This is a genomic window from Sphingomonas sp. SORGH_AS_0438, assembly GCF_031453475.1.
Lineage (GTDB): Bacteria > Pseudomonadota > Alphaproteobacteria > Sphingomonadales > Sphingomonadaceae > Sphingomonas.
Genome location: NZ_JAVIZS010000001.1, coordinates 1,784,975 through 1,808,994, shown reverse-complemented (window position 1 = coordinate 1,808,994; position 24,020 = coordinate 1,784,975). Strand labels below are relative to the sequence as shown.

The following is a 24,020-nucleotide window of genomic DNA, read 5'->3' as shown; positions in this document are numbered from 1 at the left end:
GCGCGGATAACGCTTTTATGACGCGATCCTCATGATCGCTGGAGGATCGGAGATGACCGCCACCACCGCCAAGCCGACCGGCCCGATCCCGGCCGCCTTTGCCGAGACCATGGGCGACCTTCGCATCGCCGGCCGTCGCGCCGGCGATTGGGCGGAGGCGGGGACGCCGGTCTTCGTCTACGACCCGGCGATCGTCGCAGGGCAGGCCGCGCGGTTCCGGGCGGCCTTCCCCGGCATCGACCTTCATTATGCGATCAAGGCCAATCCGCTGCCCGAATGGCTGGCAGCGATCGCGCCGATGATGGACGGTCTGGATGTCGCCTCCGCCGGCGAATTGGCGCGCGCGCTGGCGGTGAAGCCGGCGGCGGCGATCAGCTTCGCCGGTCCCGGCAAGCGCGACGACGAACTGGCCATGGCGATCGCGGCCGGGGTGACGCTGAACCTGGAGTCGGAGGGCGAGGCCGACCGCGCACTGGCCATCGCCGATCGGCAGGGGGTGACGCCGCGTCTGGCGGTGCGGGTCAACCCGGACATCGAGCTGCGGGGATCGGGGATGCGGATGGGGGGGCGGCCATCGCCCTTCGGTATCGACGCGGTGCGGGTGCCGGCGCTGGTTCGGCGATTGGCGGCGGCGGGGGCGGACTGGCGCGGCTTCCATGTCTATGCCGGTAGCCAGGCATTGTCGGCGGACGCGGTGGCGGAGACGCAGGCAGCGACGGTCGCACTTGCCGCCCGGCTCGCCGAGGATGCGGGAGCCGCGCCGCCGCTGGTCAATCTGGGCGGTGGTTTCGGCGTGCCCTATTTCGCCGGGGACGGGGCGCTCGACAGTGATGCGGTGGGGGCCCGGCTGGCGGAGACCCTGGCCGCACGACCGGCGATCCTCGCCGACAGCCGCTTCGCGATCGAGCTTGGCCGCTGGCTGGTCGCGGAGGCGGGCGTCTATCTGGCGCGGGTCGTGGATCGCAAGGAGAGCGGCGGCGAGACCTTCCTGATCCTGGATGGCGGCCTCCATCACCAACTGGCCGCCTCCGGCAATTTCGGCACGGTCGTCCGCCGCAACTATCCGCTGGCGGTCGCGCACCGGATGGGGGCGGCGGCCGAGGAGGTGGTCAGCGTGGTCGGGCCGCTCTGCACCCCGCTCGACCGGCTCGGCGATCGGGTGGCGCTGCCGCGGGCGGCGGTCGGCGACCTGATCGTCCTTTTCCTGGCGGGGGCCTATGGCGCGACCGCGAGCCCCGCTTCCTTCCTCGGTCATCCCCCGGCACGCGAGGTGGTGGCGCGCTGAAAAAGGACCGGATCGAGCAGGAACCCGCTTGCATCATGGATGCTATCGCGCTGAAATGAGGAAACGACCCCGGTCAGCGGGTCGATGATCCATAGGGGGGATGCCATCATGATCCGAACGGTTTGCGCGCTTGCCGCCGCGTCCTTGAGCCTCGCGGCACCCGCCATGGCGCAGACCGCGCCGGCGGGGGGCGGCCTGCTCGACAAGGCAGTGAACCAGCCGGGGACGAGCTGGACGTTCTACGGCGACAAATACAAGGCGAAGGCGACCAAGGCCGCCGGCATTCCGGGCGAGGAAGCGGTGCATGTCACCATCGCCGCCAAGGCGGCCAATCCCTGGGACATCGGCGCGACCAGCGCGTCGGTGAAGCCGGTCCAGGCGAACGATACCATGCTGCTCGCCGTCTATCTCCGCGCGCCCGACACGGGCGAGGGACAGACGATCGACCTGCCGATCGGCATCGGCGAGGCCGCCGCGCCTTACGGTGTCGTCGCGCAGGACGTGGCCAAGGTCGGACCGGGCTGGAAACTCTATTACGCCTCGGGCCGCGCGGGGAAGGCCTATGCACCCGGCGCGATCCGCGCCACCGTGCACCTGGCCGGCGCGAAGCAGGTGGTGGAACTGGGCCCCGTCTTCCTGCTCGACATGGGGGCGAACCAGGATCCGGCCAAGCTGCCGCATAACTGACAAGCGGGTGGCGTCCCCGTCGCGCTTCGCCTAGTCTGACGAAAGGTATGAAGGCGAGGGTGATGGACGATCAGCATTGGGGCCTGACGGCGCGGCCGTTCCAACTCACGCCCGACGCGCGCTTCTGGTTCGAGACCGCGACGCATCGCAAGGCCATGGCCTATCTCGGCTATGGCCTGGCGCAGGGCGAGGGATTCATCGTCGTGACCGGCGAGGTCGGCGCCGGCAAGACGACGCTGGTCGGCCATCTGCTCGGCACGATCGACGAATCGCGGCTCAACCCCATCCGCATCGTCTCCACCGCCGTCGCACCCGAGGACCTGCTGCGCACCGTCGCATTGCAGCTCGACGCCGACCCGGTGGGCCTGACCAAGGCGGAACTGCTGGCGGTGATCGAGCAGGGCCTGCACGCGGTCGCGCGCAGCGGCCGCCGCACCCTGCTGGTGGTCGACGAGGCGCAGGCGCTGCCGCTCGAATCGCTGGAAGAACTGCGGATGCTCTCCAACTTCCAGGCGGGGGGCTATGCGCTGCTCCAGATCCTGCTGCTCGGCCAGCCCGAATTCCGGGACCGGTTGAACGACGGCGCGGGGCTGGAGCAGTTGCGCCAGCGGATCATCGCCAGCCATCATCTGGAGGCGATGGAGCCGCACGAAGTCGCCAGTTATATCGCCCACCGGCTGACCGTCGTCGGCTGGACCGGCCGCCCCGATTTTTCCGAGGACAGTTTCGATGCGCTCCACGAGGCGTCGGGCGGCATCCCGCGTCGGCTGAACCAGATCGCGTCGCGCGTCATGCTCCATGCCGCGCTGACCGGCGAGGAGGTGGTCGACGCCCATATCGTCGGGATGGTGCTCGCCGACCTGGCCGAGGATCTGCCGGGCGTGGTCCGTTCCGCCATCGCGCGGGTGGGCGAGGTTCCGCCGACCGATCCCACGGCGCGCCTGGCGGCGCTGGAGGCACGGGTGGAGGAGCAGGAAACGGTGCTGCGCCGCGTGCTGACCATGTTGATCGACTGGGTCGAGACCGATCCGCCGCGGGCCATCGTCTCGGACAAGACCGGGGTGCGCGGCTGGCGCGCCTCGAACGACGCGGCCTGACCGGTCCGGCCCGAACGCCGGTGGAGCGTCGCGCCCGGCCGTGATAACGGCGGCCGGGCATGACCCATCCGACGCTTTATCTTCCTTGCATCAGCCCTGCTCCTGACCTGTATCCCGTCTGGGAGCGGCGCTGATGGGCGGCATCGCCGGCCTGTTCCATCCGGCCACGCCCAAGCCGGTCGATCCCGCCCGGCTGCGCCGGATGCTCGCCACCCAGGCACATCGCGGGCCGGGCGGCGAGGGGGTGTGGACCGCGCCGGGCGTCGCGCTCGGCTGCAACCGGCCGGCGGGTGTCGCCGCGCTGCGCACCGAGGCGTCGCTCACCGTCGTCCATGACGGCGCGATCCTCAACGCCGAGGCGCTGCGACGCGGGCTGGAGGCGGACGGGGTCGGCTTCGAAAGCGCGGACGATGCCGAACTGCTGCTCGCCGGCTGGCGACGCTGGGGGCCGGCGCTGCCCGAACATATCGAGGGCGAGGTCGCCCTGGCGCTCTATGATGCCGGGCGCGGGCTGCTGTTCCTGTCCCGCGACCGGATCGGGGCCAAGCCGCTGCATCTCGCGGAACTGTCCGACGGCTCGATTGCCTTCGCCTCGGAACTGAAGGGGCTGCTCGCGCACCCGCTGCTGCGCCGCGTGCCCGACATCACCGCGGTCGAGGATTTCCTCGCCTATGGCTATGTGCCCGACGATGCCTGCTTGGTCGCAGGCGTCGCCAAGCTGCCCGCCGCACACCGGCTGACCATCGCGCGCGGCCGGCCGATCGTCGGGCCGGAACGCTGGTGGCAGTGGGAGAATGGTCCTCGGCTCAAGGGCGCGACGGCGGATGTGGCGGGGCAATGGGGCGACCTGCTCCGCCGCTCGGTGCGCAGCCGCATGATCGGCGCGGACGGGGCGTTGCTGTCGGGCGATGCGGACAGCGCGGCGGTGGTGGCGCTGATGGCGGAGGCGAGCCCGCGCGCGGTCCGCACGCTGGGCACCGGTCCGGCGGCGGAGCCGATCGCCCGGCGCTTCGCGACCGATCACGTCGACGCGCCGCCCTTCGAACACGGGCCCGACGATGCCGAGATGCTGGCGGTGCTGTTCGACGAGCCGTTCGCCGATCCCCGCGCGATCCGGGATTTCGCCAGCGCCGACGCGGCGCGCGACACGATGGCGGTCGCGCTGCTCGGCATGGGCGGTGCGCTGGCCATGGCGGATGGCGAGCGGCACCGCCGGCTGGTGCGTGGCGAGCGGTTGCGCGCGCTGCTGCATATCCGCGTGCGCCAGCCCTTGTTCACGCGGCTGGGGGCGATCTGGCCGGACAGGGATGGTCGGACCCGGCTCGAGGCGCTCGCGCTGGAGGGGGCGGAGGCCTATGCCCGGCATCTGGCGATCACGCCGCGCGTCTGGCGCGAACGGCTGTTCACGCCGGCCGCGCGTCATGCGCTGGGCGGACATCGTGCCGAGCAGCGCTATGTCGATGCCATGGCGGCGGCTCCCGCCAGCCACCCGCTCGACCGGGCATTGCATGCCGATCTCGCCATCGCGCTACCTGGTCAGTGGCTCGCGCGGGCGGATCGCAGCGCGATGGCGGCGGGGCTGGAACTGCGCCTGCCGTTGCTGGACCATCGTCTGCTGCAATGTTCGGCCCGTCTGCCGATTGCGCTGCGGCGGGGCGGCGGGGCGGGGCGCGATGTCATGGGCCGCGCACTCGCCTCCTATCTGCCGGGCGACGCCTTGCGCCAGCCGGTCGAGGACGGGTGGCGTGCGCCCGCCGGCGATCTGGCGGCGGCGCTGGGCGGCGCGACGCTGCTGGCGGAGACGGGCTGGTTCGATCCGGTCGCGCTCACGACGATGGTCGAGGCGCATCGCGGCGGCGATGCAGATCATGGCGCGACCCTGTGGCAGATGCTGGTGCTGGAACAGGCACTTCGCCGGCTGTTTCCCTGACGGCATCGGCTTGTGTCGCCTTCGCCGCTCGCATAGGACGGCGGGCGATGGCGGCCCTGCCTTTATCGAATAGCGAGATCCGGTAGCCCGATGACGAAGGCCCCTTCCGACCTGCGGGTCACCGCCGTGCTGGTCAATTATCGCACGCCCGACCTGACGCTGGAATGCCTGCGCGCCCTGTCGCGCGAACGCGACGCTTTGGGGGCGCTCGACGCGATCGTGGTCGATGGCGGGTCGGGCGACGGCTCGGCCGAGGTGCTGGGCGGTGCCCTGTCCGCGCCCGCCTTCGCCGATTGGGTGACCTTGTTGCCGATGGCGTTCAACGGCGGCTTCGGCTGGGCGAACAACCAGGCGATCCGCCATGCGCTGGGCCGCACCAACCCGCCCGACTTCCTCTATATCGTCAATCCCGACGCGGTGCCGGAACCCGGTGCGCTGGTCCGCCTGGTCCAGGCGCTGATCGACGCGCCCGACGCCGCCGCCGCCGGCAGCCTGCTGGTCGATGAGGAAGGGCGCGCGCTGGGCTCCGCCTTCCGCTTCCCGACCGTCAGGGGCGAGTTCCTGCGCGGGGCGGGGACGCCGGCGCTCGGCCGGCTGCTGCGGGCACCGATCCCGCTGGTCACCGCACCCGGCGACCGGCCGGTGGAGGCCGATTGGGTCACGGGCGCGAGCGTGCTGATGCGGGCCGAGACGCTGCGGCAGGTCGGCCTGTTCGACGAAGGCTTCTTCCTCTATTTCGAAGAGGTCGAGCTGATGCACCGCTTCCACCGCGCCGGCTGGCGCGCGTTGCACGTGCCGGCCAGCCGCGTCGTCCATGCCGGCGGCGCGTCGACAGGCGTGAAGAACGGTGCGAGCGCGCAGCGTGCCTTGCCCGACTACTGGTTCCGCTCGCGCCGCCGCTTCTTCGCGCGCGCCTATGGCCCCTCGGCGGCGCGTGCCTCCGGCCTGGCCTGGATCGCCGGCAAGGCGGTCTGGGATTTCCGCTGCAAGATCGGCCTGGGTCCGCGCCCATGCCCATGCACCGGGTGAGCGGGAGGCGCTGATCCGCAATGGCCTGTCCGCCTCCGACACCGACCGGCGGTCGGCGGTGGCGGCCTGGGACAGCGCGGCCGGTCGGCTGCCGGCCTGGAAGGAGTGGGAATGACCGCCGCCTCCATCGCGATCGTGGCGATCGGCCGCAACGAGGGCGAGCGGTTGAAGGCGTGTCTCCGCTCGCTGCCGGCCGACGCGCATCGCATCTATGTCGATTCCGGCTCGACCGATGGCAGCGTCGCCTTTGCCGAAGGGCAGGGCGTGACCGTCGTGACCCTGCCGCCGGCGACACGCTTCACCGCCGCGCTGGCCCGCAATGCCGGGCTTGCCGAGGCGGGGGAGCCGGAATTCGTGCAGTTCCTGGACGGCGACTGTGCGCTGGACCCCGCCTGGCTGGATCAGGCGGTGGCCGCGCTCCGAGCCGATCCGGCACTGGCGGTGGTGTTCGGCCGACGGCGCGAGCGCTTCCCGGAGCGCAGCGTCTATAACCGGATGTGCGACGACGAATGGAACGTGCCGGTCGGCGAGGCCGCGGCCTGTGGCGGCGACGCGCTGTTCCGGCGCGCGGCCATCGCCGGGGTGGGCGGCTATAATCCCGATCTGATCGCTGGCGAGGAACCGGACCTGTGCCTGCGGATGCGCCAACAGGGCTGGCGGGTGCGGCGCATCGATGCGGAGATGACGCTGCACGACGCGGCGATGACGCATATCCGCCAATGGTGGCGGCGCAGCGAGCGGTCCGGCCATGCCTTTGCCGAGCATGTCCAGCGGCACGGCGCCAAGGCCGATTCGGTCTGGCGCCAGCAGGTGCGCAGCATCCTGGCCTGGGGCGTGGCGCTGCCGCTGGTGATCCTGGCGGCGGGGCTGGCGCTGGGCTGGTGGGCGGCGGGATTGGTGGCGTTGCTCTATCCGCTCCAGGTCGCCCGTATCGCGCGGCGGATGCAGCGCGGGCGTGGCTATGATCGCGGTTTCGCGCTCCGCTATGCGCATTTCCTGGTGCTGGGGAAGTTCGCTCAGGCCAAGGGGGTGCTCGGCTATCACGTCAAGCGGCTGACCGGGCGGCGCAGCACGCTGATCGAATATAAGGGCGCGGAGCCGGTGGCATGAGCTTCGCAGCGCTTCGCCGTCAGATCGCGGCCGACTGGCGGGCGCATGGCCGCGACTGGACGCGGCCCGGTTTCCGCACGCTCGCGGTCTATCGCTTCGGTGTCTGGCGGATGGGGGTAGGCCCCAAGCCGCTGCGGCTGCCGCTGTCGATGCTCTACAATGCGGCGTTCCGCTATTGCCGCAACATCTATGGCATCGAACTGCCCTATACCGCCCAGGTAGGGCAGGGCGTGGTGATCGAGCATCAGGGTGGCATCGTCGTCCATGGCTCGACCGTGATCGGCGACCGCTGCATCATCCGCCAGAACTGCACGCTCGGTGTCCGCACCCTCGACCGGCTGGGCGACGCGCCGATCCTGGGCGACGACGTCCATATCGGCGCGGGCGCGGTGATCCTGGGCCGGGTGCGGATCGGCACGGGCGCGGCGATCGGTGCCAATGCCGTGGTGCTGAAGGACGTGCCCCCCGGTGCGCTGGCGATCGGCGTGCCGGCGGAAATCCGGCTGCGGGGCTGAAGCCCGCGCAACCGGACCCCGATGTCAGCCGAGCCGCTCGGCGTGCCAGCGCAGATGGTCGGCCATGAAGGTGCCGATGAAATAATAGCTGTGGTCGTAGCCCGGCTGCATCCGCAGCGTCAGGTCGATCCCCGCATCGGCGCAGGCGGTGGCCAGTCGCTCGGGCTGGAGTTGCTCCTCCAGGAACTGGTCCGCCTCACCCTGGTCGACCAGCAAGGCGGGCACGCGCGCGCCATCCTCGATCAGCGCCACCGCGTCGTGCCGCCGCCAAGCCACCGCATCGTCGCCGAGATAGCCGCCCAGGGCCTTCTTTCCCCACGGCACCTGCGATGGCGCGACGATGGGGGCGAAGGCGCTGACGGCGCGGAACCGGTCCGGATGGCGCAGGCCGATGGTGAGCGCGCCATGCCCGCCCATCGAATGGCCCATGATCCCCTGCCGCGTCATGTCGACCGGGAAGTGCGCGGCGACCAGCGCCGGCAGTTCCTCGGTGACGTAGGTCCACATGCGATACTGCCGATCGAACGGCGTCTGGGTGGCATCGACATAGAAGCCCGCCCCCAGGCCAAAATCATAGGCCCCGTCCGGATCGTCGGGCACGCCGTCACCGCGCGGGCTGGTGTCCGGCGCGACCAGGATCAGGCCCAGCTCGGCACAGGCGCGGCGATACTCGCCCTTGTCGGTGACGTTCGCGTGGGTGCAGGTCAGCCCGGACAGATACCAGACGACCGGCAGGGTCGCGCCCGGCGCGTGCGGCGGCACATAGACCGAGAAGGTCATGTCCGTGCCGGTCGCCGCCGAGGCGTGGCGATAGACGCCCTGCGTGCCGCCATGGGCGCGGTTGGTGGAAAGCGTGTCCATGCCGGGTTCCTCTCCTGTCCGGGACGCCATCAGGCCGCCTTGGCCAGGCGGCAGCCGCCGCATAGCTTGTTGCCGTCCGGGTCGCGCAGATAGCCGAGATAGATTTCACCGAACGGCGACTGGCGGCTGCCCGGCGGGCTTTCGATCGCGGTGCCGCCATGGGCGACGCCCGCGGCGTGCCAGGCATCAACCTGTTCCGGGCCGGACAGGCCGAACCCGATCGTGCCGCCATTCGCGACCGTCGCGGGCTCACCGTCGATCGGCGTCGTCACCATGAACGCCGCGCCATTGTGGCGATAGGCCAGCCGCCCCTTGGGATCGACCATCGCCGGCCCTGCGCCCATCACCGCGAACAGCGCGTCGTAGAAGGTCTTGGACCGGGCGATATCGTTCGATCCGACCATCACATGCGAGAACATCGCTTTCTCCTCCCCTTGCGCGTTCAATAGACCACGACGCTGCGGATGCTTTCGCCCTTGTGCATCAGGTCGAAGCCCTTGTTGATCTCGTCCAGCGACAGGACATGGGTGATCATCGGATCGATCTCGATCTTCCCGTTCATGTACCAGTCGACGATCTTCGGCACGTCGGTCCGCCCCTTCGCTCCGCCGAACGCGGTGCCGCGCCAGTTGCGCCCGGTGACGAGCTGGAACGGGCGGGTGCTGATCTCCTTGCCCGCCTCGGCCACGCCGATGATGATGCTGGTGCCCCAGCCGCGATGGCACGCCTCCAGCGCTTGGCGCATCACGGTCGTGTTGCCGGTGCAGTCGAACGTATAGTCCGCGCCGCCATCGGTCAGCGCGACCAGATGCTGGACCAGGTCGCCGGCTACGTCCTTGGGATTGACGAAATGGGTCATGCCGAAGCGGCGACCCCATTCCTCGCGGTCCGGATTGATGTCGACGCCGACGATCATCCCGGCCCCCGCCAGCCGCGCGCCCTGCAGCACGTTCAGGCCGATGCCGCCCAGGCCGAAGACGATGATCGTGTCGCCGACCGCGACCTTGGCGGTGTTGACCACCGCGCCCACGCCCGTCGTCACGCCGCAGCCGACATAGCAGCTGGTCTGGAACGGCGCGTCCTCGCGGATCTTGGCGACGGCGATCTCGGGCAGCACGGTGAAGTTGGAGAAGGTCGAGCAGCCCATGTAATGGAAGATCGGCTGGCCCTTGTAGCTGAACCGCATGGTGCCGTCGGGCATCAGGCCCTTGCCCTGGGTGGCGCGGATCGCGGTGCACAAATTGGTCTTGCCCGACAGGCACGACTTACACTGGCGGCATTCGGGCGTGTAAAGCGGAATGACATGGTCGCCCGGCACGACGCTGGTCACGCCCGGCCCGACCTCGCGGACGATGCCGGCGCCCTCATGCCCCAGCACCGAGGGGAACAGCCCCTCCGAATCGAGCCCGTCGAGCGTATAGGCGTCGGTATGGCAGATGCCGGTCGCCATGATCTCGACCAGCACCTCGCCGGCTTTCGGTCCTTCGAGGTCAAGCTCGACGATTTCGAGCGGTTGCTTGGCGGCGAATGCCACCGCGGCGCGGGTTTTCATGCGGGCCTCTCAGAAAATGGGGCAGATCGATCAACCCCGTCTAGCGAGGGGGGCTGGCAATTCAACGGTCGCACGCGGCATCATGCGGCATGAGCCTCTATCACCGTCATCTCGATTCGCCGATCGGACGGCTGACGCTGGTCGCCAGCGACGCGGGGCTGGTCGCGATCCTGTGGCCGGAGGAACGGCCCGACCGGGTGCGGCTGGGCGCGATGGCGGAGGTCGCGGCGCATCCGCATCTCGATCATGCGGCGGCCGAACTCTCCGCCTATTTCGCCGGCGCGTTGCAGGCCTTCACCATTCCGCTCGATCCGCGCGGCACCGACTTCCAGCGCGCCGTGTGGCGGGCGCTGGCGACCATCCCTTATGGCGAGACGCGCAGCTATGCCGCCATCGCCGCGCAGATCGGCCGGCCGACCGCGACACGGGCAGTGGGGGCGGCGAACGGGCGCAATCCGCTGTCGATCGTCGCGCCCTGCCACCGGGTGATCGGCAGCAACGGCGCGCTGACCGGGTTCGCGGGCGGCCTGTCGATCAAGACCTTCCTGCTCGATCATGAGCAGCGGCACGCGCGCTGACAGCCGGATCAGCTCCGCAGCAGGGCGGAGCCGAGCGCCAGCATTCCCGCCATCGCCACCAGCAGGCAGGCGAGCGCGACCAGGATGATCCAGCGGATAAGGGGGCGGTTCTCCATGGCTCCGCCCTACACGTCCGGTCGGGACAGGGACAGGGCGGAGCGCGGCCCGTTGACGGGAGCGTGCATTTCGGTTGAGGCGGTCCGCTCCGGTCCGAACGGCCCCTGTCGAAGAGAAGCGCATGAGCGATCCCCTGCAAATCCCCCTGCACGTTCTCGCCCTGTCCTGTCCCGACCAGCCCGGCATCGTCGCCCGCGTCACCGGCCTGTTGTTCGAGGCGGGCGCGAACATCCGCGAGGCGGCGCAGTTCGAGGATGCGGAAACCGGCCGCTTCTTCATGCGCGTGCTCTTCAGCCTGGCCGATGCGCCCGCCGCGGCTCTGCCCGACCGGTTCGGAGCATTGGCCGGGGCGTGCGGCATGACCTGGTCGATCCGGCCGGCGGAGGCACGGCGCAAGGTGCTGCTGCTGGTCTCGAAGTTCGACCATTGCCTGGCGGACCTGCTCTATCGCTGGCGGATCGGCGAGTTGCGGATGGACGTGGTGGGGATCGTGTCCAACCACCCCCGCGCGACGTTCGACGGTCTGGACCTGGGCGGCGTGCTCTTCCACCATCTGCCCGTCACGCGCGAGACGCGGGGTGCGCAGGAGGCGCGGATCAAGGCGGTGGTGGATGAGACGGGCGCGGAACTGGTCGTGCTCGCCCGCTACATGCAGATCCTGTCGGATGACTTGACCGCCTTCCTGTCGGGGCGGTGCATCAACATCCATCACAGCTTCCTGCCCGGCTTCAAGGGGGCCAAGCCCTATCACCAGGCCCATGCGCGCGGCGTGAAGATGATCGGCGCGACCGCCCATTACGTCACCGCCGACCTGGATGAAGGGCCGATCATCGCCCAGGACGTGGAGCATGTCACCCATGCGGATTCACCCGAGACGCTAGTCCGCAAGGGGCGGGATATCGAACGGCGCGTACTGGCCCGCGCGGTGCGGCACCATCTGGCCGACCGCGTGCTGTTGAACGGCGAGAAAACCGTGGTTTTCACCGATTAAACAATAGAAGTTGATTTGCATTTGCAACAACGATAGTCGGCCGCCCTCTGCCGGGGCAGGGTCGACCAGACCCCCGTGGCACGATCGACCAGGGGGGATAGGGCATGACGGGGCAGGGATCGGGATCGCGGCGGGCGCTGCGGATCATGGCGCTGATGCTGGCGACCGCCGCGACGCCAGCCCTGGCCGGGGCGCCCGACGATGCGACACCTCCCGTTGCGGACGGCGACGAGATCGTCGTGACCGGCCGGCGACGCCAATGCCAGCATCATCGGCAGCGACATATCGGTGCTGCGCTATCCCCAGTCGGTCCGAGTGCTGGATCGCCAGGAACTGGATGCGGTGAACGCGAACCGGCTGGGCGACGTGCTCGATCTGGCGGGCGGCGTGTCGCGGCAGAACGACTTTGGCGGCCTGTGGGACAAGTTCGCCATCCGGGGCTTTGCAGGCGATGAGAATTCCGGCCCGGACATCCAGATCAACCGGTTCAGCAGCAATTACGGCTTCAACGCCCCGTACGACCTCGCGACGATCGAGCGGGTCGAGGTACTGAAGGGCGCGACGGCGGCGCTGTCCGGACGCGGCGAGCCGGGCGGGGCGATCAACCTGGTGACCAAGGCGCCGCTCGACACCCTCGCGATCCGGGCCGATGCCAGCTATGGCAGCTGGAACTTCCGACGGCTGACGGCGGATGCGACCGGGCCGGTCGCCAAGGATCTGAGCCTGCGCCTGATCGGCGTGGTCGAGGATCGCGACAGCTTCCGCGACCATGTCGGCGGTTCGCGCCGATTGATCGCGCCGTCCGTGGCCTGGGCACCGCTGGCCGGCCTGCGCCTGCTCTACCAGGCCGAATATATGCGCAACACCACGGTGCTGGACCGGGGCGTCGTCGGCGTGAACGGCGATGCCCGGGCGATGGACCGCCGGACCTTCCTGGGCGAGCCGGGCGACGGACGCATCCGCCAGAACAGCTTCTGGCAACAGGCCAGCCTGTTCGCCGATCTGGGCAGCGGCATCGGACTGGAACTGGGCGGCAGCCAGCGCGACGGATCGCTGCGCGGCTTCGCCACCATGGTCGATTTCGGCGCACGGGGTCTCCAAAAGGACGGCCGCACCGCCGGCCGGGACCGTCGCTATCATGATTTCGGCTGGAACGACCTGTCGCTTCGCGGCGAACTGACCGCCCGGGTCCAGGCGCTGGGCCTGGACCATGACCTGCGTATCGGCATCGACCGGGTGCGGCATGGCGAGGATTTCGTGCTGAACCGCGCGCGCGGCACCGCCAGCCGGCCGCTGCTGCCGATCGACCTGTTCGATCCGGTCTATGCCAGCCAGCCCTTGCCCGTGCCGCCGCCCTTCGCCGATCGGCACACCAGCTTCCGCAGCGACAGCCTCTACGCGCAGGATGTGATCCGTCATGCCGCCTTCACCCTGCTGCTCGGCGCGCGGCTCAACCGGTTCGAGGAGCGGCTGGTCAACCACCGGTCAAACGACCGTCTGCTCCGGACGCTCGACAAGGGGCTGACGCCGCGCATCGCGCTGAGCTGGCAGGCCATGCCCGGCTGGTCGCTCTACACCAGCTATGGCCAGTCGCTGCGCCTCAACCCGTCCGACGGCACCTCCACCTTCGATGCGGAGCGTAGCCGCTCCTTCGAGGTCGGCACCAAGTTCGACCTGCTGGACGGGCATTTGACCGGGCAGGCGGCGCTGTTCGACATGGTCAAGCGCAACGTGCTCAACCCCAATGCGACCGATGTGTTCGTCCATACCCAGGTCGGCCGGCAGCGGTCGCGCGGGGCAGAGGTCGACCTGACGCTCCGCTTGCCCCGCGACCTGATCGCGAGCGCCGCCTATACCTATGTCGATGCGACGGTGGTGCGGGATGTCGACCCGGCACTGATCGGCCAACCGCTCAGCAACGTACCGGCGCATCAGGCCAATCTGTTCGTGCAGAAGCAGTTCGGCCGGGCGCAGGCGGGGGGCGGCGTCACCTATGTCGGCCGCCGGGCGGGCGATCCGTTCGGCAGCGCCTATCGCCTGCCGGCCTATACGATCGCGCGGGTCGATCTGGGCTATGCGCTGACCGACCGGCTGACGGTCCGCGCCGACATCGATAACCTCTTCGACACCTATTATATCGCCAGCTCCTATGCGGCGATCTGGACGATGCCGGGCGCGCCGCGATCGGGACGGATCACCGCCTCGCTCCGTTTCTGACCGGGATCAGCCGGACAGCGGCAGGGCGATCGTGACGCGGAGGCCCGGTTCGGCATCGTCCAGCGCCAGCGTCCCGCGATGCAGCCGCGCGATCGCCTCGACCAACGGCAGGCCCAGTCCATGGCCGCTCCGCCCGCGACTGGCGTCGAGCCGGCCGAAGCGGCGGAGCGCCAGCGGCCGGTCGGCGGCGGTGATGCCCGGGCCGTTGTCGCGCACCTCCAGCTGGGCGACCGAGTCACGCGCGGCGGACAGGTGGATGACGGAGCCGGCGGGGGTATGCCGCCGGGCATTCTCGATCAGGTTGATGATCGCCTGCGACAGCAACTGCCGGTCGCCGGTGATCGGCACGGGCCCGCGCGCCTCGACGACCAGCGCATGGCCGCTATCGTCGGCGGCGGGGATCATCATCAGCCCGATCTCCTCGACCAGGTCCGCCAGGTCGAGCGCGACGAAACCGGCCCGCCGGGCGCCGCCCTCCACCTCGGTGATGCGCAGGATCGCGGCGAACAGCGCCAGCAGGGCGTCGCTGTCGCGGATCGCCGCCTCCAGCCCCTCGCGCATCGCCGGATCGCCGGCCTCGCCCGCCAGCAGCGCCAGCCGCCCGCGCAGCCGGGCCAAGGGGGTGCGCAGGTCGTGCGCGATGTCGTTCGACACCTCGGTCAGGCCGCGCATCAGATCGGTGATCCGGTCGAGCATATGGTTGAGCGTCGCCGCCTGCGCATCGAACACGCCGCCATCCCCGGCGAGCGGCAGGCGGCGGCCCAGGTCGCCATCGATGATCGCTTCCGCCGCGGCGCGCGTGGCGGCGATGCGACGCGCGACGATCCAGCCGAACGCGGCCAGCCCCGCCGCCGCCACCAACAGGATCGATCCGAAGCCGAGCAGGTAGATGCGCGTGCGGGGCCCCCGGATGTGATCGAACGGCTCGGTCTCGGCCACCGCGACCAGCGCGCCGCCACCGGGCAGGGGACGCACCAGCGCGCGGCCAGCGGTCAGGCCGGCGATGCCGTCATGGCTGTGCAGGCTCGACAGACCCCGGGCCGGGATCGATGGCAGGTCGAGATTGCCGGCCAGCCGCTTGCCCGTCCGGTCGACCAGCAACAGGCCGATATCGCCGGTGTCGCGCCGCTGGTTGAGCAGCGCGATCCGCCGGGCCATGACCGGGGTGGCGACGCGCCCGTCATCGCCTGTCACTGCATCGGCCGCCGCCTCGATCCGCCGGTCGACCAGTCCGGCGATCGTCGCGCGGGTGACCGAATAGATGCCGATACCGGTCGCGGTCACCGCCACCAGAAAGGCGGCGAGGAAGATCAGCGTCAGCCGCCGCAGCGATGGCGGCAGGCGGTCCGTGCGCCTCATCCGCCCTTCAGCATATAGCCGACGCCGCGCATCGTCACGATCGGGTCGCTGCCGCCATCGGCGCATAATTTCAGGCGCAGGCGACGGATATAGACATCGACCAGATTGGTCTCCGGCTCGAAATCATAGCCCCAGACCTTCTCGATCAGCATCGCGCGCGTCATCACCCGATCGGCGTGACGGACCAGTTCGAGCAGGAGCTTCAGCTCCAGCTTGACCAGGTCGATCGGGCGCTCGGCCCGCCAGGCGCGGAAGCGGCTGGGGCTGACGGTGATGTCGCCGGCGCGCAGCGTGTCGTCGCCCCCTTGCGCGAAGCCGCGCCCGCGCAGCAACGCGTGGAGGCGCGCGTTCAGTTCGGCGGCGTCGACCGGCTTGACGACATAATCATCCGCGCCCGCGACCAGCCCGTCGACCTTGTCGTCGCTCTGCCCGCGCGCGCTCAGCATGATGACCGGCAGCGTCGCCCGACCGCCGCGCAGCCGCTCCAGCACCGACAGGCCGTCGATATGCGGCAGCATCCGGTCGAGGATCATCGCATCGAACGATTCGCATTCGAGCGCCGACAGGGCGGCGCGACCATCCCCGGCGATCGTCACCCGGTGGTCGAAGTTGCGCAGGGCGGCGGCGGTGGTGGCCGCGAAATCGGCATCGTCTTCGACCAGCAGCAGGTTCATCGCATCCGTTCCGGCGGGGAAGCGCCCGCCCTACATCAACCCATCGCCTGGCGGAACCGTATACGGCGCTTCCCGTACCCGGTCGGACAGGATGATGCAGACGTGCTTTGGCTTTGGCGAACAAGGGTGCTAACGGCCTGTCGCTTCTCCTCTAGCGATCGATAGACCGTGGCCACCGACCTTCAGCGCATCCGAAATTTCTCGATCATCGCCCATATCGACCATGGCAAGTCGACGCTGGCCGATCGTCTCATCCAGCAGACCGGCGGCCTCTCCGAACGCGAGATGTCCGAACAGGTGCTCGATAACATGGAGATCGAGAAGGAGCGCGGCATCACCATCAAGGCGCAGACCGTGCGCCTGTCGTACAAGGCGCAGGACGGCGAGACCTATACGCTGAACCTGATGGACACGCCGGGCCATGTCGACTTCGCCTATGAGGTCAGCCGCTCGCTGGCGGCGTGCGAGGGCGCGCTGCTGGTGGTCGACGCGGCGCAGGGCGTCGAGGCGCAGACGCTGGCGAACGTCTATCAGTCGATCGAGCACGACCATGAGATCGTGCCCGTCATCAACAAGATCGACCTGCCCGCCGCCGAGCCGGAAAAGGTCCGCGCCGAGATCGAGGACGTGATCGGCATCGATGCGTCGGGCGCGGTGCTGGCCAGCGCCAAGTCGGGCATCGGCATCGCTGACATATTGGAGGCGATCGTCCAGAAGATCCCCGCGCCCAAGGGCGATGCGGAGGCGCCGCTCAAGGCGATGCTGGTCGACAGCTGGTACGACCCCTATCTGGGCGTCGTCATCCTCGTCCGCGTGATGGAGGGGGTGCTGAAGAAGGGCCAGCAGATCAAGTTCATGCAGGCCGGCACCACCCATCTGATCGATCGCGTCGGCTGTTTCCGCCCGAAGATCGAGCAGCTGCCCGACTTGGGGCCGGGCGAGATCGGCTTCATCACCGCGCAGATCAAGGACGTGGCGCAGGCGCGCGTCGGCGACACGCTGACCGACGCCAAGCGGCCCGCCGCCGAGGCGCTGGCGGGCTTCAAGGAAGTCCAGCCGGTGGTGTTCTGCGGCCTGTTCCCGGTCGATGCGAACGACTTTGAGAAGCTGCGCGAGAGCATCTCCAAGCTGCGGCTGAACGACGCGTCGTTCAGCTTCGAGATGGAGACGTCGGCGGCGCTCGGCTTCGGCTTCCGCTGCGGGTTCCTGGGCCTGCTGCATCTGGAGATCATCCAGGAGCGGCTGACCCGCGAATATGACCTCGACCTGATCACCACCGCGCCGTCGGTGGTCTATGAGATCGACCTGACGCATGACGGCGGCACGATCGAGCTGCACAACCCGGCCGACATGCCCGATCCCAACAAGATCGAAAGCATCTCCGAGCCGTGGATCGAGGCGACCATCTATGTCCCCGACGAATATCTGGGCTCGATCCTGAAGCTGTGCCAGGACCGGCGCGGCATCCAGAAGAATCTGACCTATGTCGGCGGGCGTGCGCAGGCGACCTATGAACTGCCGCTCAACGAAGTGGTGTTCGACTTCTACGACCGGTTGAAGTCGCTGTCCAAGGGCTATGCCAGCTTCGACTATCACCAGATCGGCTATCGCGAGGGCGACCTGGTCAAGATGAGCATCCTGGTCAACGAGGAGCCGGTCGATGCGCTGTCGATGATCGTCCACCGCGGCACCGCCGAGGTGCGCGGCCGCGGCATGTGCGAGCGGCTGAAGGAACTGATCCCACGCCACCTGTTCAAGATCCCGATCCAGGCGGCGATCGGCGGAAAGGTGATCGCGCGCGAGACGATCAGCGCGATGCGCAAGGACGTGACCGCCAAATGCTATGGCGGCGACGCCAGCCGCAAGCGCAAGCTGCTCGACAAGCAGAAGAAGGGCAAGGCGAAGATGCGCGAATATGGCAGCGTCAGCATCCCGCAGGAGGCCTTCATCGCGGCGCTACGCATGGGGGATGAGAGCTGAGCGCTTCGCTCGAAAGCGTCCGCCGCTGAAATCCCCTTCGAAGATCCCGGCGGAGGGGAGGCCAGTTGCGTGACCTCCGCCAGTCACTCAGACGTCAGGGTAGCCGGACCCCGGCGTCCCGGGGTGGAAGGTGAGGGGGATGCCGCAGCGTTCTGCGGTCCCCCTCATCAGCGTCACGCCGCCACGGCTTCCCCGCTGACCGGCAGGCGGATCAGATGGTCGAAGGCAGAGAGCGACGCCTTGGACCCTTCGCCCATCGCGACGATGATCTGCTTGTAGGGCACCGTCGTCACGTCGCCCGCCGCGAAGACGCCCGCGACCGAGGTCTCGCAACGATCAGTGATCTCGATCTCGCCGCGCCCCGTCATCGCCACCGTGTCGCGCAGCCATTCGGTGTTGGGCACCAGGCCGATCTGCACGAAGATGCCCTCCAGCGGCAGTTCATGGTCGCTGCCATGGTTGCGGTCCTTGTAGCGCAGGCCCGTCACCCGCTCGCCATCACCCGTCACTTCGGTGGTCAGGGCGGAGGTGACGATGTCGACATTGGGCAGGCTGGCGAGCTTGCGCTGCAGCACCGCGTCGGCGCGCAGGTCGGCGGCATATTCGATCAGCGTGACATGGCCGACCACGCCCGCCAGATCGATCGCCGCCTCGACGCCCGAATTGCCGCCGCCGATCACCGCCACGCGCTTGCCCCGGAACAGCGGGCCGTCGCAATGCGGGCAATAGGTCACGCCCTTGTTGCGATAGGCGTCCTCGCCCGGCACGTTCATCTGGCGCCAGCGCGCGCCGGTCGACAGGATCAGCGTTCGCGCGCGCAGCGTCGCGCCGCTTTCCAGATGCAGCTCGTGCAGGCCGCCGGGGCTCCGCGCCGCGACCAGCTTGTCGGCGCGCTGGAGCGTCATCACGTCGACGCCATATTGATCGACATGCGCCTCCATCTGCTGGACCATGCGCGGCCCCTCGGTATGCTGGATCGAGATGAAATTCTCGATCGACATGGTGTCGAGCACCTGACCGCCGAACCGCTCGGCGACCAGACCGGTGCGGATGCCCTTGCGCGCGGCATAGATCGCCGCCGCCGCACCCGCCGGACCGCCGCCGACGACCAGCACGTCGAACGGCTCCTTTGCGTCGATCTTGGCGGCGGCGCGCGCGACGCTGCCGGTGTCGAGCTTGGCGAGGATCTGCCCCACGTCCATTCGACCCTGTGCGAACAGCTCGCCGTTCAGGAAGATCGACGGCACCGACAGGATGTTGCGGGCCGACACCTCGTCTTGGAACAGGCCGCCCTCGATCGCGGTGTGGCGAATGCGCGGGTTGAGCACGCTCATCAGGTTGAGCGCCTGCACCACGTCCGGGCAATTCTGGCAGGTCAGCGAGAAATAGGTTTCGAAGACATAGTCGCCGTCGAGGTCGCGGATCTGCGCGATCGTCTCGTCCGACAGCTTGGGCGGATGGCCGCCGACCTGGAGCAGTGCCAGCACCAGCGAGGTGAACTCGTGGCCGAGCGGGATGCCGGCGAAGCGCACGCCGATATCCGTGCCGGCGCGGCGGATCAGGAAGCTGGGGCGGCGCGCATCGTCATCGGCGCGGGTGACGGAGACCTGCGGATGCAGTGCGGCGATCTCGTTCAGCAGCTCCAGCATCTGCGCGGACTTGGCCCCGTCGTCGAGCGAGGCGACCAGTTCCACCGGCTGGCGGAGGTGACCGAGATAGGTCTTGAGCTGGGTCTTGAGATTGGCGTCGAGCACGGATGGCCTCCGTTGGATGATGGATCGGGTCGTCTCCCGGATGCGGGAGGAGGGCGGCGGCATTCGGGACCGCGCACCGGACCGGTCGGGCCGGTCGGAGAGGCCGGCGGACGATGCGTCACGCGCATCGCCCGCCGGGCTGGAGGATGTCACCGACCTCCGGTGCCGACGGTCGGGCCGGGCACCGGAGGTCGGTCGGGCGGTCAGTCGATCAGATCTTGCCGACCAGGTCGAGCGACGGCGCGAGCGTCTCCTCGCCCTCTTCCCACTTGGCGGGGCAGACTTCGCCCGGATGCGCCGCGATATACTGTGCCGCCTTGATTTTGCGGAGCAGCTCCATCGCGTTGCGACCGACGCCCTCCGAGGTGATCTCCATCAGCTGGATCGTGCCCTCGGGATCAACGACGAACGTGCCGCGATCGGCCAGGCCCTGGCCCTCGCGCATCACGCCGAAATTGTTGGTCACGACGCCGGCCGGGTCACCCAGCATGGTGAAGCGGATCTTGCCGATCGCCGGCGAGCTGTCGTGCCACGCCTTGTGGCTGAAATGCGTGTCGGTCGAGACGCTGTACACTTCGACGCCCATCTTGGCGAAGGTGTCGTGGTTGTCGGCCAGATCCTCCAGCTCCGTCGGGCAGACGAAGGTGAAATCGGCCGGGTAGAAGAAGAAGACCGCCCACTTGCCCAGCACGTCGGCGTCGGACACGGTGAGGAACTTGCCCTCCTTGTACGCCTGCGTCGTGAACGGCTTAATCTTGGTGCCGATGATCGACATGGTGCATCTCCATAATGCGTTGCGGAATGGTAGCTCTCTACCCTTTTGCACCGCAGCAGAGAAATCGCTTTCCCCGTTCACCGGCATCGACGAATGCGATCAGCGACCCTGGACAGCCGTAGCGTCGAGCCAGCTTCGCAGCGCTTGTCCGGTCGTCGGGTGCGTATCCGCTTTCATGCTGCCCTGCATGATTTCCAGTGCCCATTTCGTGCGTTGCGGGTCTTCGCTGGCGACGGCGTCGGCCGGCACCCACAATGCGTAGTCGCGCATATGCGCGTCCGCGGCCGTGAACAGGATGCAGATATCGGCGGCGACACCGGTCACGATCAATCGACCGATCCCCAATTGCGGCAGGATCACCGGCAGGTTGGTCGCATAGAAGCCGGAAAATTGCGGCTTGATGACGAACAGGTCCTGGTCGCGCGGCCGCAGCATCTCGGCGATGGTGCGGCCCGCACATGCCGGCTCCAGGCAGCGCGCGATCAGATCTTCGCGGCTGTCATGCCAGTCGCCATGATTGTCGTTGACGTAGAGGACCGGCACCTCCGCCGCGTCCGCCTGGTCGCGCAGGGTTCGGATTGCCTTGGCGGCCGCCTCGGCTGCCGGTCGCAGCCGCTCCGCCCCCGGAAAGGCGAGCGTGTTCATCATGTCGAGGATCAGCAGCGCGGTGCCGCCGGAGACGGAAGGGTCAGCCATGGCCGACGCTTAGGAAGCGCCGGCCCGGCTGTCCTTGATGAGCATCATGGACGTGGCGGCGGCCGCTCAGGCGGGAAGCGGCACCCCGTACAGGTCATGTTCGTCGGCATCCTCGATCGCGACCTTGACGATGTCGCCGACCGCCAGATGGCCGGCGTCGCGCAGGAAGACCTCGCCATCGATCTCCGGCGCATCGGCCTGGGACCGACCGGTCGCGCCGCCCTCCTGGTCCACCGCGTCGATGATGACGGGCAGGGTGCGGCCGACCTTGGCGGCGAGCTTGGCGGCGGAGATGGCCGCCGTCTTCTCCATGATCCGGGCGTAGCGCTCTTCCTTGACCGCTTCGGGCACCGGATCGGACAGGTCGTTCGCCGCCGCGCCCTCGACCGGCTCGAACCGAAAGGCGCCGACGCGATCGAGCTGCGCCTCGTCCAGCCAGTCGAGCAGATACTGGAAATCCTCCTCCGTCTCGCCAGGGAAGCCGACCACGAAGGTGGAGCGGATCGCGATATCGGGGCAGATCTCGCGCCAGCGATGGATGCGGCTCAGCACCTTGGCGTCGTTCGCCGGCCGCTTCATCCGCTTCAGCACCGACGGGGCGGCATGTTGGAAGGGGATGTCGAGATAGGGCAGCACCAGCCCCTCGGCCATCAGCGGGATGACCTGGTCGACATGCGGATAGGGATAGACATAATGGAGCCGCACCCAGGGCGCGATCCGGCCGAGTTCACGCGCCAGGTCGGTCATGTGCGCGCGCACCTCGCCACCCGACTTCAACGGCCAGCTGGCATGGCGCAGGTCGACGCCATAGGCCGAGGTGTCCTGGCTGATGACCAGCAGTTCCTTGGTGCCCGCCGCGACCAGCTTCTCCGCCTCGCGCAGGATCGCATCGGGCCGCCGGCTGGCGAGATCGCCGCGCAGTGACGGGATGATGCAGAAGGAGCAGCGGTGGTTGCAGCCCTCCGAAATCTTCAGGTAGCTATAGTGGCGCGGCGTCAGCTTCAGCCCGGCATCGGGGATCAGATCGATATAGGGGGACAGGTTGGCGGGCGCGGCCTCGTGCACCGCCTCGACCACCTGCTCATATTGATGCGCGCCGGTGACGGCGAGCACCTGGGGGAAGCGGGCGCGGATCACCTCCGCCTCCTTGCCCATGCAGCCGGTGACGATGACGCGGCCGTTTTCGGCGATCGCCTCGCCGATCGCCTCCAGGCTTTCCTCCTTGGCGGAGTCGAGAAAGCCGCAGGTATTGACCAGCACGACATCCGCGCCGGCATAGTCGGCGGACATCTGATAGCCGTCGGCGCGGAGCTGGGTGAGAATGCGTTCGCTGTCGACGAGATTCTTCGGACAGCCAAGCGACACCATGCCGACACGCGGCGGGGAGGGGAGTTTCGTTGCCATGGGACGACCCGCACATAATGGAGGATGGACGGATTTGCCAGTGTCGCGCATTCGTGCGAGCCGGTGAGGGGGCGGAGACATCCATGTTGGCAATCGGACTCATGTCGGGCACGTCGCTCGACGGCATCGACGCGGCGCTGATCGAGACGGACGGCGAGTCGCTGGTCCGGCCGATCGCCTTTCGCGACGAGGTCTATTCGGACTCGGCGCGCGCGCAGCTGGCGGCCGCCGCCATCACCGCCCTGACCTATGACCGGCCCCGCGCCAGCCCCGAACTGGTCGCGGCGGGCGAACTGATCACCCGCACCCATGCCATGGCGGTGCACAAGCTGCTGCGCGAGGCGGGCGTGGCGGCGAGCGATGTCGGCGTGATCGGCTTTCATGGCCAGACGGTCGCGCATCGCCCGGATCGGGGCTGGACATGGCAGATCGGCGACGGTGCGGCGCTGGCGGCGGCGTGCGGCATCGACACGGTCGCCGATTTCCGCTCCGCCGATGTCGCGGCGGGCGGGCAGGGTGCACCGCTGATCCCGGTCTATCATGCCGCGCTGGTCGCGAAGCTCGCCAAGCCGGTGGCGGTCCTCAACCTGGGCGGGGTCGCCAACATCACCTTCATCGGCGCGGACGGCGCGCTGGTCGCCTTCGACACCGGGCCCGCCAACGGGCTGATCGACGATTGGGCGGGGGAGACGATCGGCGCGCGCTTCGATGCGGGCGGCGGACTGGCGGCGAGTGGCCGGGTCGATGACGCCGTGCTGGGCGCGATGCTCGACCACCCGTTCTTCGATGCAGCCCCGCCCAAGTCGCTCGACCGCAGCGACTTCACCATCCAGCCGGCGCGCGGGCTTAGCGCCGCCAATGGCGCCGCGACGCTGACCGCCTTCACCGCCGAGACGGTGGCGCTCGCCCTGCCGCATCTGCCCGCGCGGCCCGAGCGGCTGATCGTGGTCGGCGGCGGCCGCCACAATGCGACGCTGCTTGCGATGCTGGCGGATCGGACCGGCCTGGTCGTCGAGCCGGGTGACTCGATCGGCTGGAACGGCGACGGGATCGAGGCGGAAGGATTCGCCTATATGGCGGTGCGCACGCTGCGCGGGCTGCCGATCAGCTTTCCGGGCACCACTGGCGTCGCCCAGCCGATCGGCGGCGGTGTCATCCATCGTGTGCAGGTCACGGACGGTCGATAAATTTGTGTTAACACTGGACGGCTAAAGACATCGGACGCAAAGCGAAATTCAGTCGAAGCGGAAGGGGTGGCCCCGTGGAATCCGACCTGCGTTATTATGTCCGTCGCCTGACCATGGAGCGTGCCGCCGCACAGCGTGCGCTGACCGCCGAGGCGCGGGATCGGCGGATGCAACTGGTCGAAAGCTACACGCGCAAGATCGCCGAACTGCGCGGCTGATCGG

General features: G+C 68.9%; 22 protein-coding genes. 13 read left to right on the top strand and 9 right to left on the bottom strand.

Annotation, left to right across the window (positions count from 1 at the left end; translation table 11 throughout):
- The first annotated feature begins 52 nt into the window (after positions 1-52).
- The 7 genes from QE452_RS08335 to QE452_RS08305 all read left to right on the top strand — a co-directional run bounded on the left by QE452_RS08335 (position 53) and on the right by QE452_RS08305 (position 7,653).
- On the top strand, positions 53-1,285 hold the full coding sequence (locus QE452_RS08335; protein WP_309658705.1) for a pyridoxal-dependent decarboxylase, exosortase A system-associated: 1,233 nt from the start codon (positions 53-55) through the stop codon (positions 1,283-1,285).
- A gap of 108 nt (positions 1,286-1,393) precedes the next feature.
- Complete coding sequence (locus QE452_RS08330; RefSeq protein ID WP_309658706.1) at positions 1,394-1,972, top strand: hypothetical protein; 579 nt, start codon at positions 1,394-1,396, stop codon at positions 1,970-1,972.
- 62 nt (positions 1,973-2,034) lie between these two features.
- Complete coding sequence (locus QE452_RS08325; protein WP_309658707.1) at positions 2,035-3,069, top strand: AAA family ATPase; 1,035 nt, start codon at positions 2,035-2,037, stop codon at positions 3,067-3,069.
- A 133-nt stretch (positions 3,070-3,202) separates the two neighbouring features.
- Complete coding sequence (locus QE452_RS08320; RefSeq protein WP_309658708.1) at positions 3,203-4,999, top strand: asparagine synthase-related protein; 1,797 nt, start codon at positions 3,203-3,205, stop codon at positions 4,997-4,999.
- A gap of 90 nt (positions 5,000-5,089) precedes the next feature.
- Positions 5,090-6,028 carry a glycosyltransferase family 2 protein gene (locus QE452_RS08315; protein WP_309729866.1) on the top strand — a complete coding sequence of 313 codons (939 nt, stop codon included), beginning with the start codon at positions 5,090-5,092 and terminating at the stop codon, positions 6,026-6,028.
- 111 nt (positions 6,029-6,139) lie between these two features.
- Positions 6,140-7,138: a glycosyltransferase gene (locus tag QE452_RS08310; protein WP_309658710.1), complete on the top strand. Its 999-nt coding sequence runs from the start codon at positions 6,140-6,142 to the stop codon at positions 7,136-7,138.
- Positions 7,135-7,653, top strand: a complete 519-nt coding sequence (locus QE452_RS08305) for a serine acetyltransferase (RefSeq protein ID WP_309658711.1) — start codon at positions 7,135-7,137, stop codon at positions 7,651-7,653. Before QE452_RS08310 ends, QE452_RS08305 begins: the two co-directional genes overlap by 4 nt.
- Positions 7,654-7,677: 24 nt before the next feature.
- On the opposite strand, the gene fghA is transcribed toward QE452_RS08305, so the two are convergent.
- The 3 genes from fghA to QE452_RS08290 are packed head-to-tail and all read right to left on the bottom strand — an operon-like array spanning position 7,678 to position 10,066.
- Complete coding sequence (gene fghA, locus QE452_RS08300; RefSeq protein ID WP_309658712.1) at positions 7,678-8,514, bottom strand: S-formylglutathione hydrolase; 837 nt, start codon at positions 8,512-8,514, stop codon at positions 7,678-7,680.
- 29 nt (positions 8,515-8,543) lie between these two features.
- Entirely contained in the window at positions 8,544-8,933 is a 390-nt protein-coding gene (locus tag QE452_RS08295; protein ID WP_309658713.1) for a VOC family protein, read from the bottom strand.
- 23 nt (positions 8,934-8,956) lie between these two features.
- The gene (locus QE452_RS08290) at positions 8,957-10,066 is read right to left on the bottom strand and encodes an S-(hydroxymethyl)glutathione dehydrogenase/class III alcohol dehydrogenase (RefSeq protein ID WP_309658714.1); all 1,110 of its coding nucleotides are present in this window, start codon (positions 10,064-10,066) and stop codon (positions 8,957-8,959) included.
- Positions 10,067-10,155: 89 nt separating this feature from the next.
- On the opposite strand from QE452_RS08290, the gene QE452_RS08285 reads away from it, so the two are divergent.
- The 3 genes from QE452_RS08285 (at position 10,156) to QE452_RS08275 (ending at position 13,969) form a co-directional block, all read left to right on the top strand.
- Entirely contained in the window at positions 10,156-10,644 is a 489-nt protein-coding gene (locus QE452_RS08285; RefSeq protein WP_309658715.1) for a methylated-DNA--[protein]-cysteine S-methyltransferase, read from the top strand.
- Between the two features lie 238 nt (positions 10,645-10,882).
- Positions 10,883-11,752, top strand: a complete 870-nt coding sequence (gene purU / locus QE452_RS08280) for a formyltetrahydrofolate deformylase (RefSeq protein ID WP_309658716.1) — start codon at positions 10,883-10,885, stop codon at positions 11,750-11,752.
- Positions 11,753-12,040: 288 nt separating this feature from the next.
- A complete protein-coding gene (locus QE452_RS08275) occupies positions 12,041-13,969 on the top strand; it encodes a TonB-dependent siderophore receptor (protein ID WP_309729863.1) in 1,929 nt (642 codons plus the stop codon).
- Between the two features lie 6 nt (positions 13,970-13,975).
- On the opposite strand, the gene QE452_RS08270 is transcribed toward QE452_RS08275, so the two are convergent.
- Both QE452_RS08270 and QE452_RS08265 read right to left on the bottom strand, forming a co-directional pair.
- Complete coding sequence (locus QE452_RS08270; protein ID WP_309658718.1) at positions 13,976-15,328, bottom strand: HAMP domain-containing sensor histidine kinase; 1,353 nt, start codon at positions 15,326-15,328, stop codon at positions 13,976-13,978.
- The gene (locus tag QE452_RS08265; protein ID WP_309658719.1) at positions 15,325-16,002 is read right to left on the bottom strand and encodes a response regulator transcription factor; all 678 of its coding nucleotides are present in this window, start codon (positions 16,000-16,002) and stop codon (positions 15,325-15,327) included. Before QE452_RS08265 ends, QE452_RS08270 begins: the two co-directional genes overlap by 4 nt.
- 168 nt (positions 16,003-16,170) lie before the next feature.
- Here QE452_RS08265 and lepA point away from each other — a divergent pair, with 168 nt between their 5' ends.
- Positions 16,171-17,982, top strand: a complete 1,812-nt coding sequence (lepA, locus tag QE452_RS08260) for a translation elongation factor 4 (RefSeq protein WP_309658720.1) — start codon at positions 16,171-16,173, stop codon at positions 17,980-17,982.
- Positions 17,983-18,155: 173 nt separating this feature from the next.
- Here the strand turns inward: lepA and ahpF are convergent, their stop codons facing one another.
- The 4 genes from ahpF to rimO all read right to left on the bottom strand — a co-directional run bounded on the left by ahpF (position 18,156) and on the right by rimO (position 22,611).
- Complete coding sequence (gene ahpF, locus QE452_RS08255) at positions 18,156-19,736, bottom strand: alkyl hydroperoxide reductase subunit F (protein WP_309658721.1); 1,581 nt, start codon at positions 19,734-19,736, stop codon at positions 18,156-18,158.
- Between the two features lie 211 nt (positions 19,737-19,947).
- Positions 19,948-20,511, bottom strand: coding sequence for an alkyl hydroperoxide reductase subunit C (ahpC, locus tag QE452_RS08250; protein WP_125995380.1), 564 nt, complete (start codon positions 20,509-20,511; stop codon positions 19,948-19,950).
- A gap of 99 nt (positions 20,512-20,610) precedes the next feature.
- Positions 20,611-21,207 (bottom strand): isochorismatase family cysteine hydrolase, encoded by a 597-nt coding sequence (locus QE452_RS08245; RefSeq protein WP_309658722.1) that lies wholly within the window; start codon positions 21,205-21,207, stop codon positions 20,611-20,613.
- Between the two features lie 66 nt (positions 21,208-21,273).
- Positions 21,274-22,611, bottom strand: coding sequence for a 30S ribosomal protein S12 methylthiotransferase RimO (gene rimO / locus QE452_RS08240; protein ID WP_309658723.1), 1,338 nt, complete (start codon positions 22,609-22,611; stop codon positions 21,274-21,276).
- Between the two features lie 83 nt (positions 22,612-22,694).
- Here rimO and QE452_RS08235 point away from each other — a divergent pair, with 83 nt between their 5' ends.
- Both QE452_RS08235 and QE452_RS08230 read left to right on the top strand, forming a co-directional pair.
- Positions 22,695-23,798, top strand: a complete 1,104-nt coding sequence (locus QE452_RS08235) for an anhydro-N-acetylmuramic acid kinase (protein ID WP_309658724.1) — start codon at positions 22,695-22,697, stop codon at positions 23,796-23,798.
- Positions 23,799-23,872: 74 nt separating this feature from the next.
- Positions 23,873-24,016 (top strand): hypothetical protein, encoded by a 144-nt coding sequence (locus tag QE452_RS08230; protein ID WP_164523598.1) that lies wholly within the window; start codon positions 23,873-23,875, stop codon positions 24,014-24,016.
- The last annotated feature ends 4 nt before the right edge of the window (positions 24,017-24,020 follow it).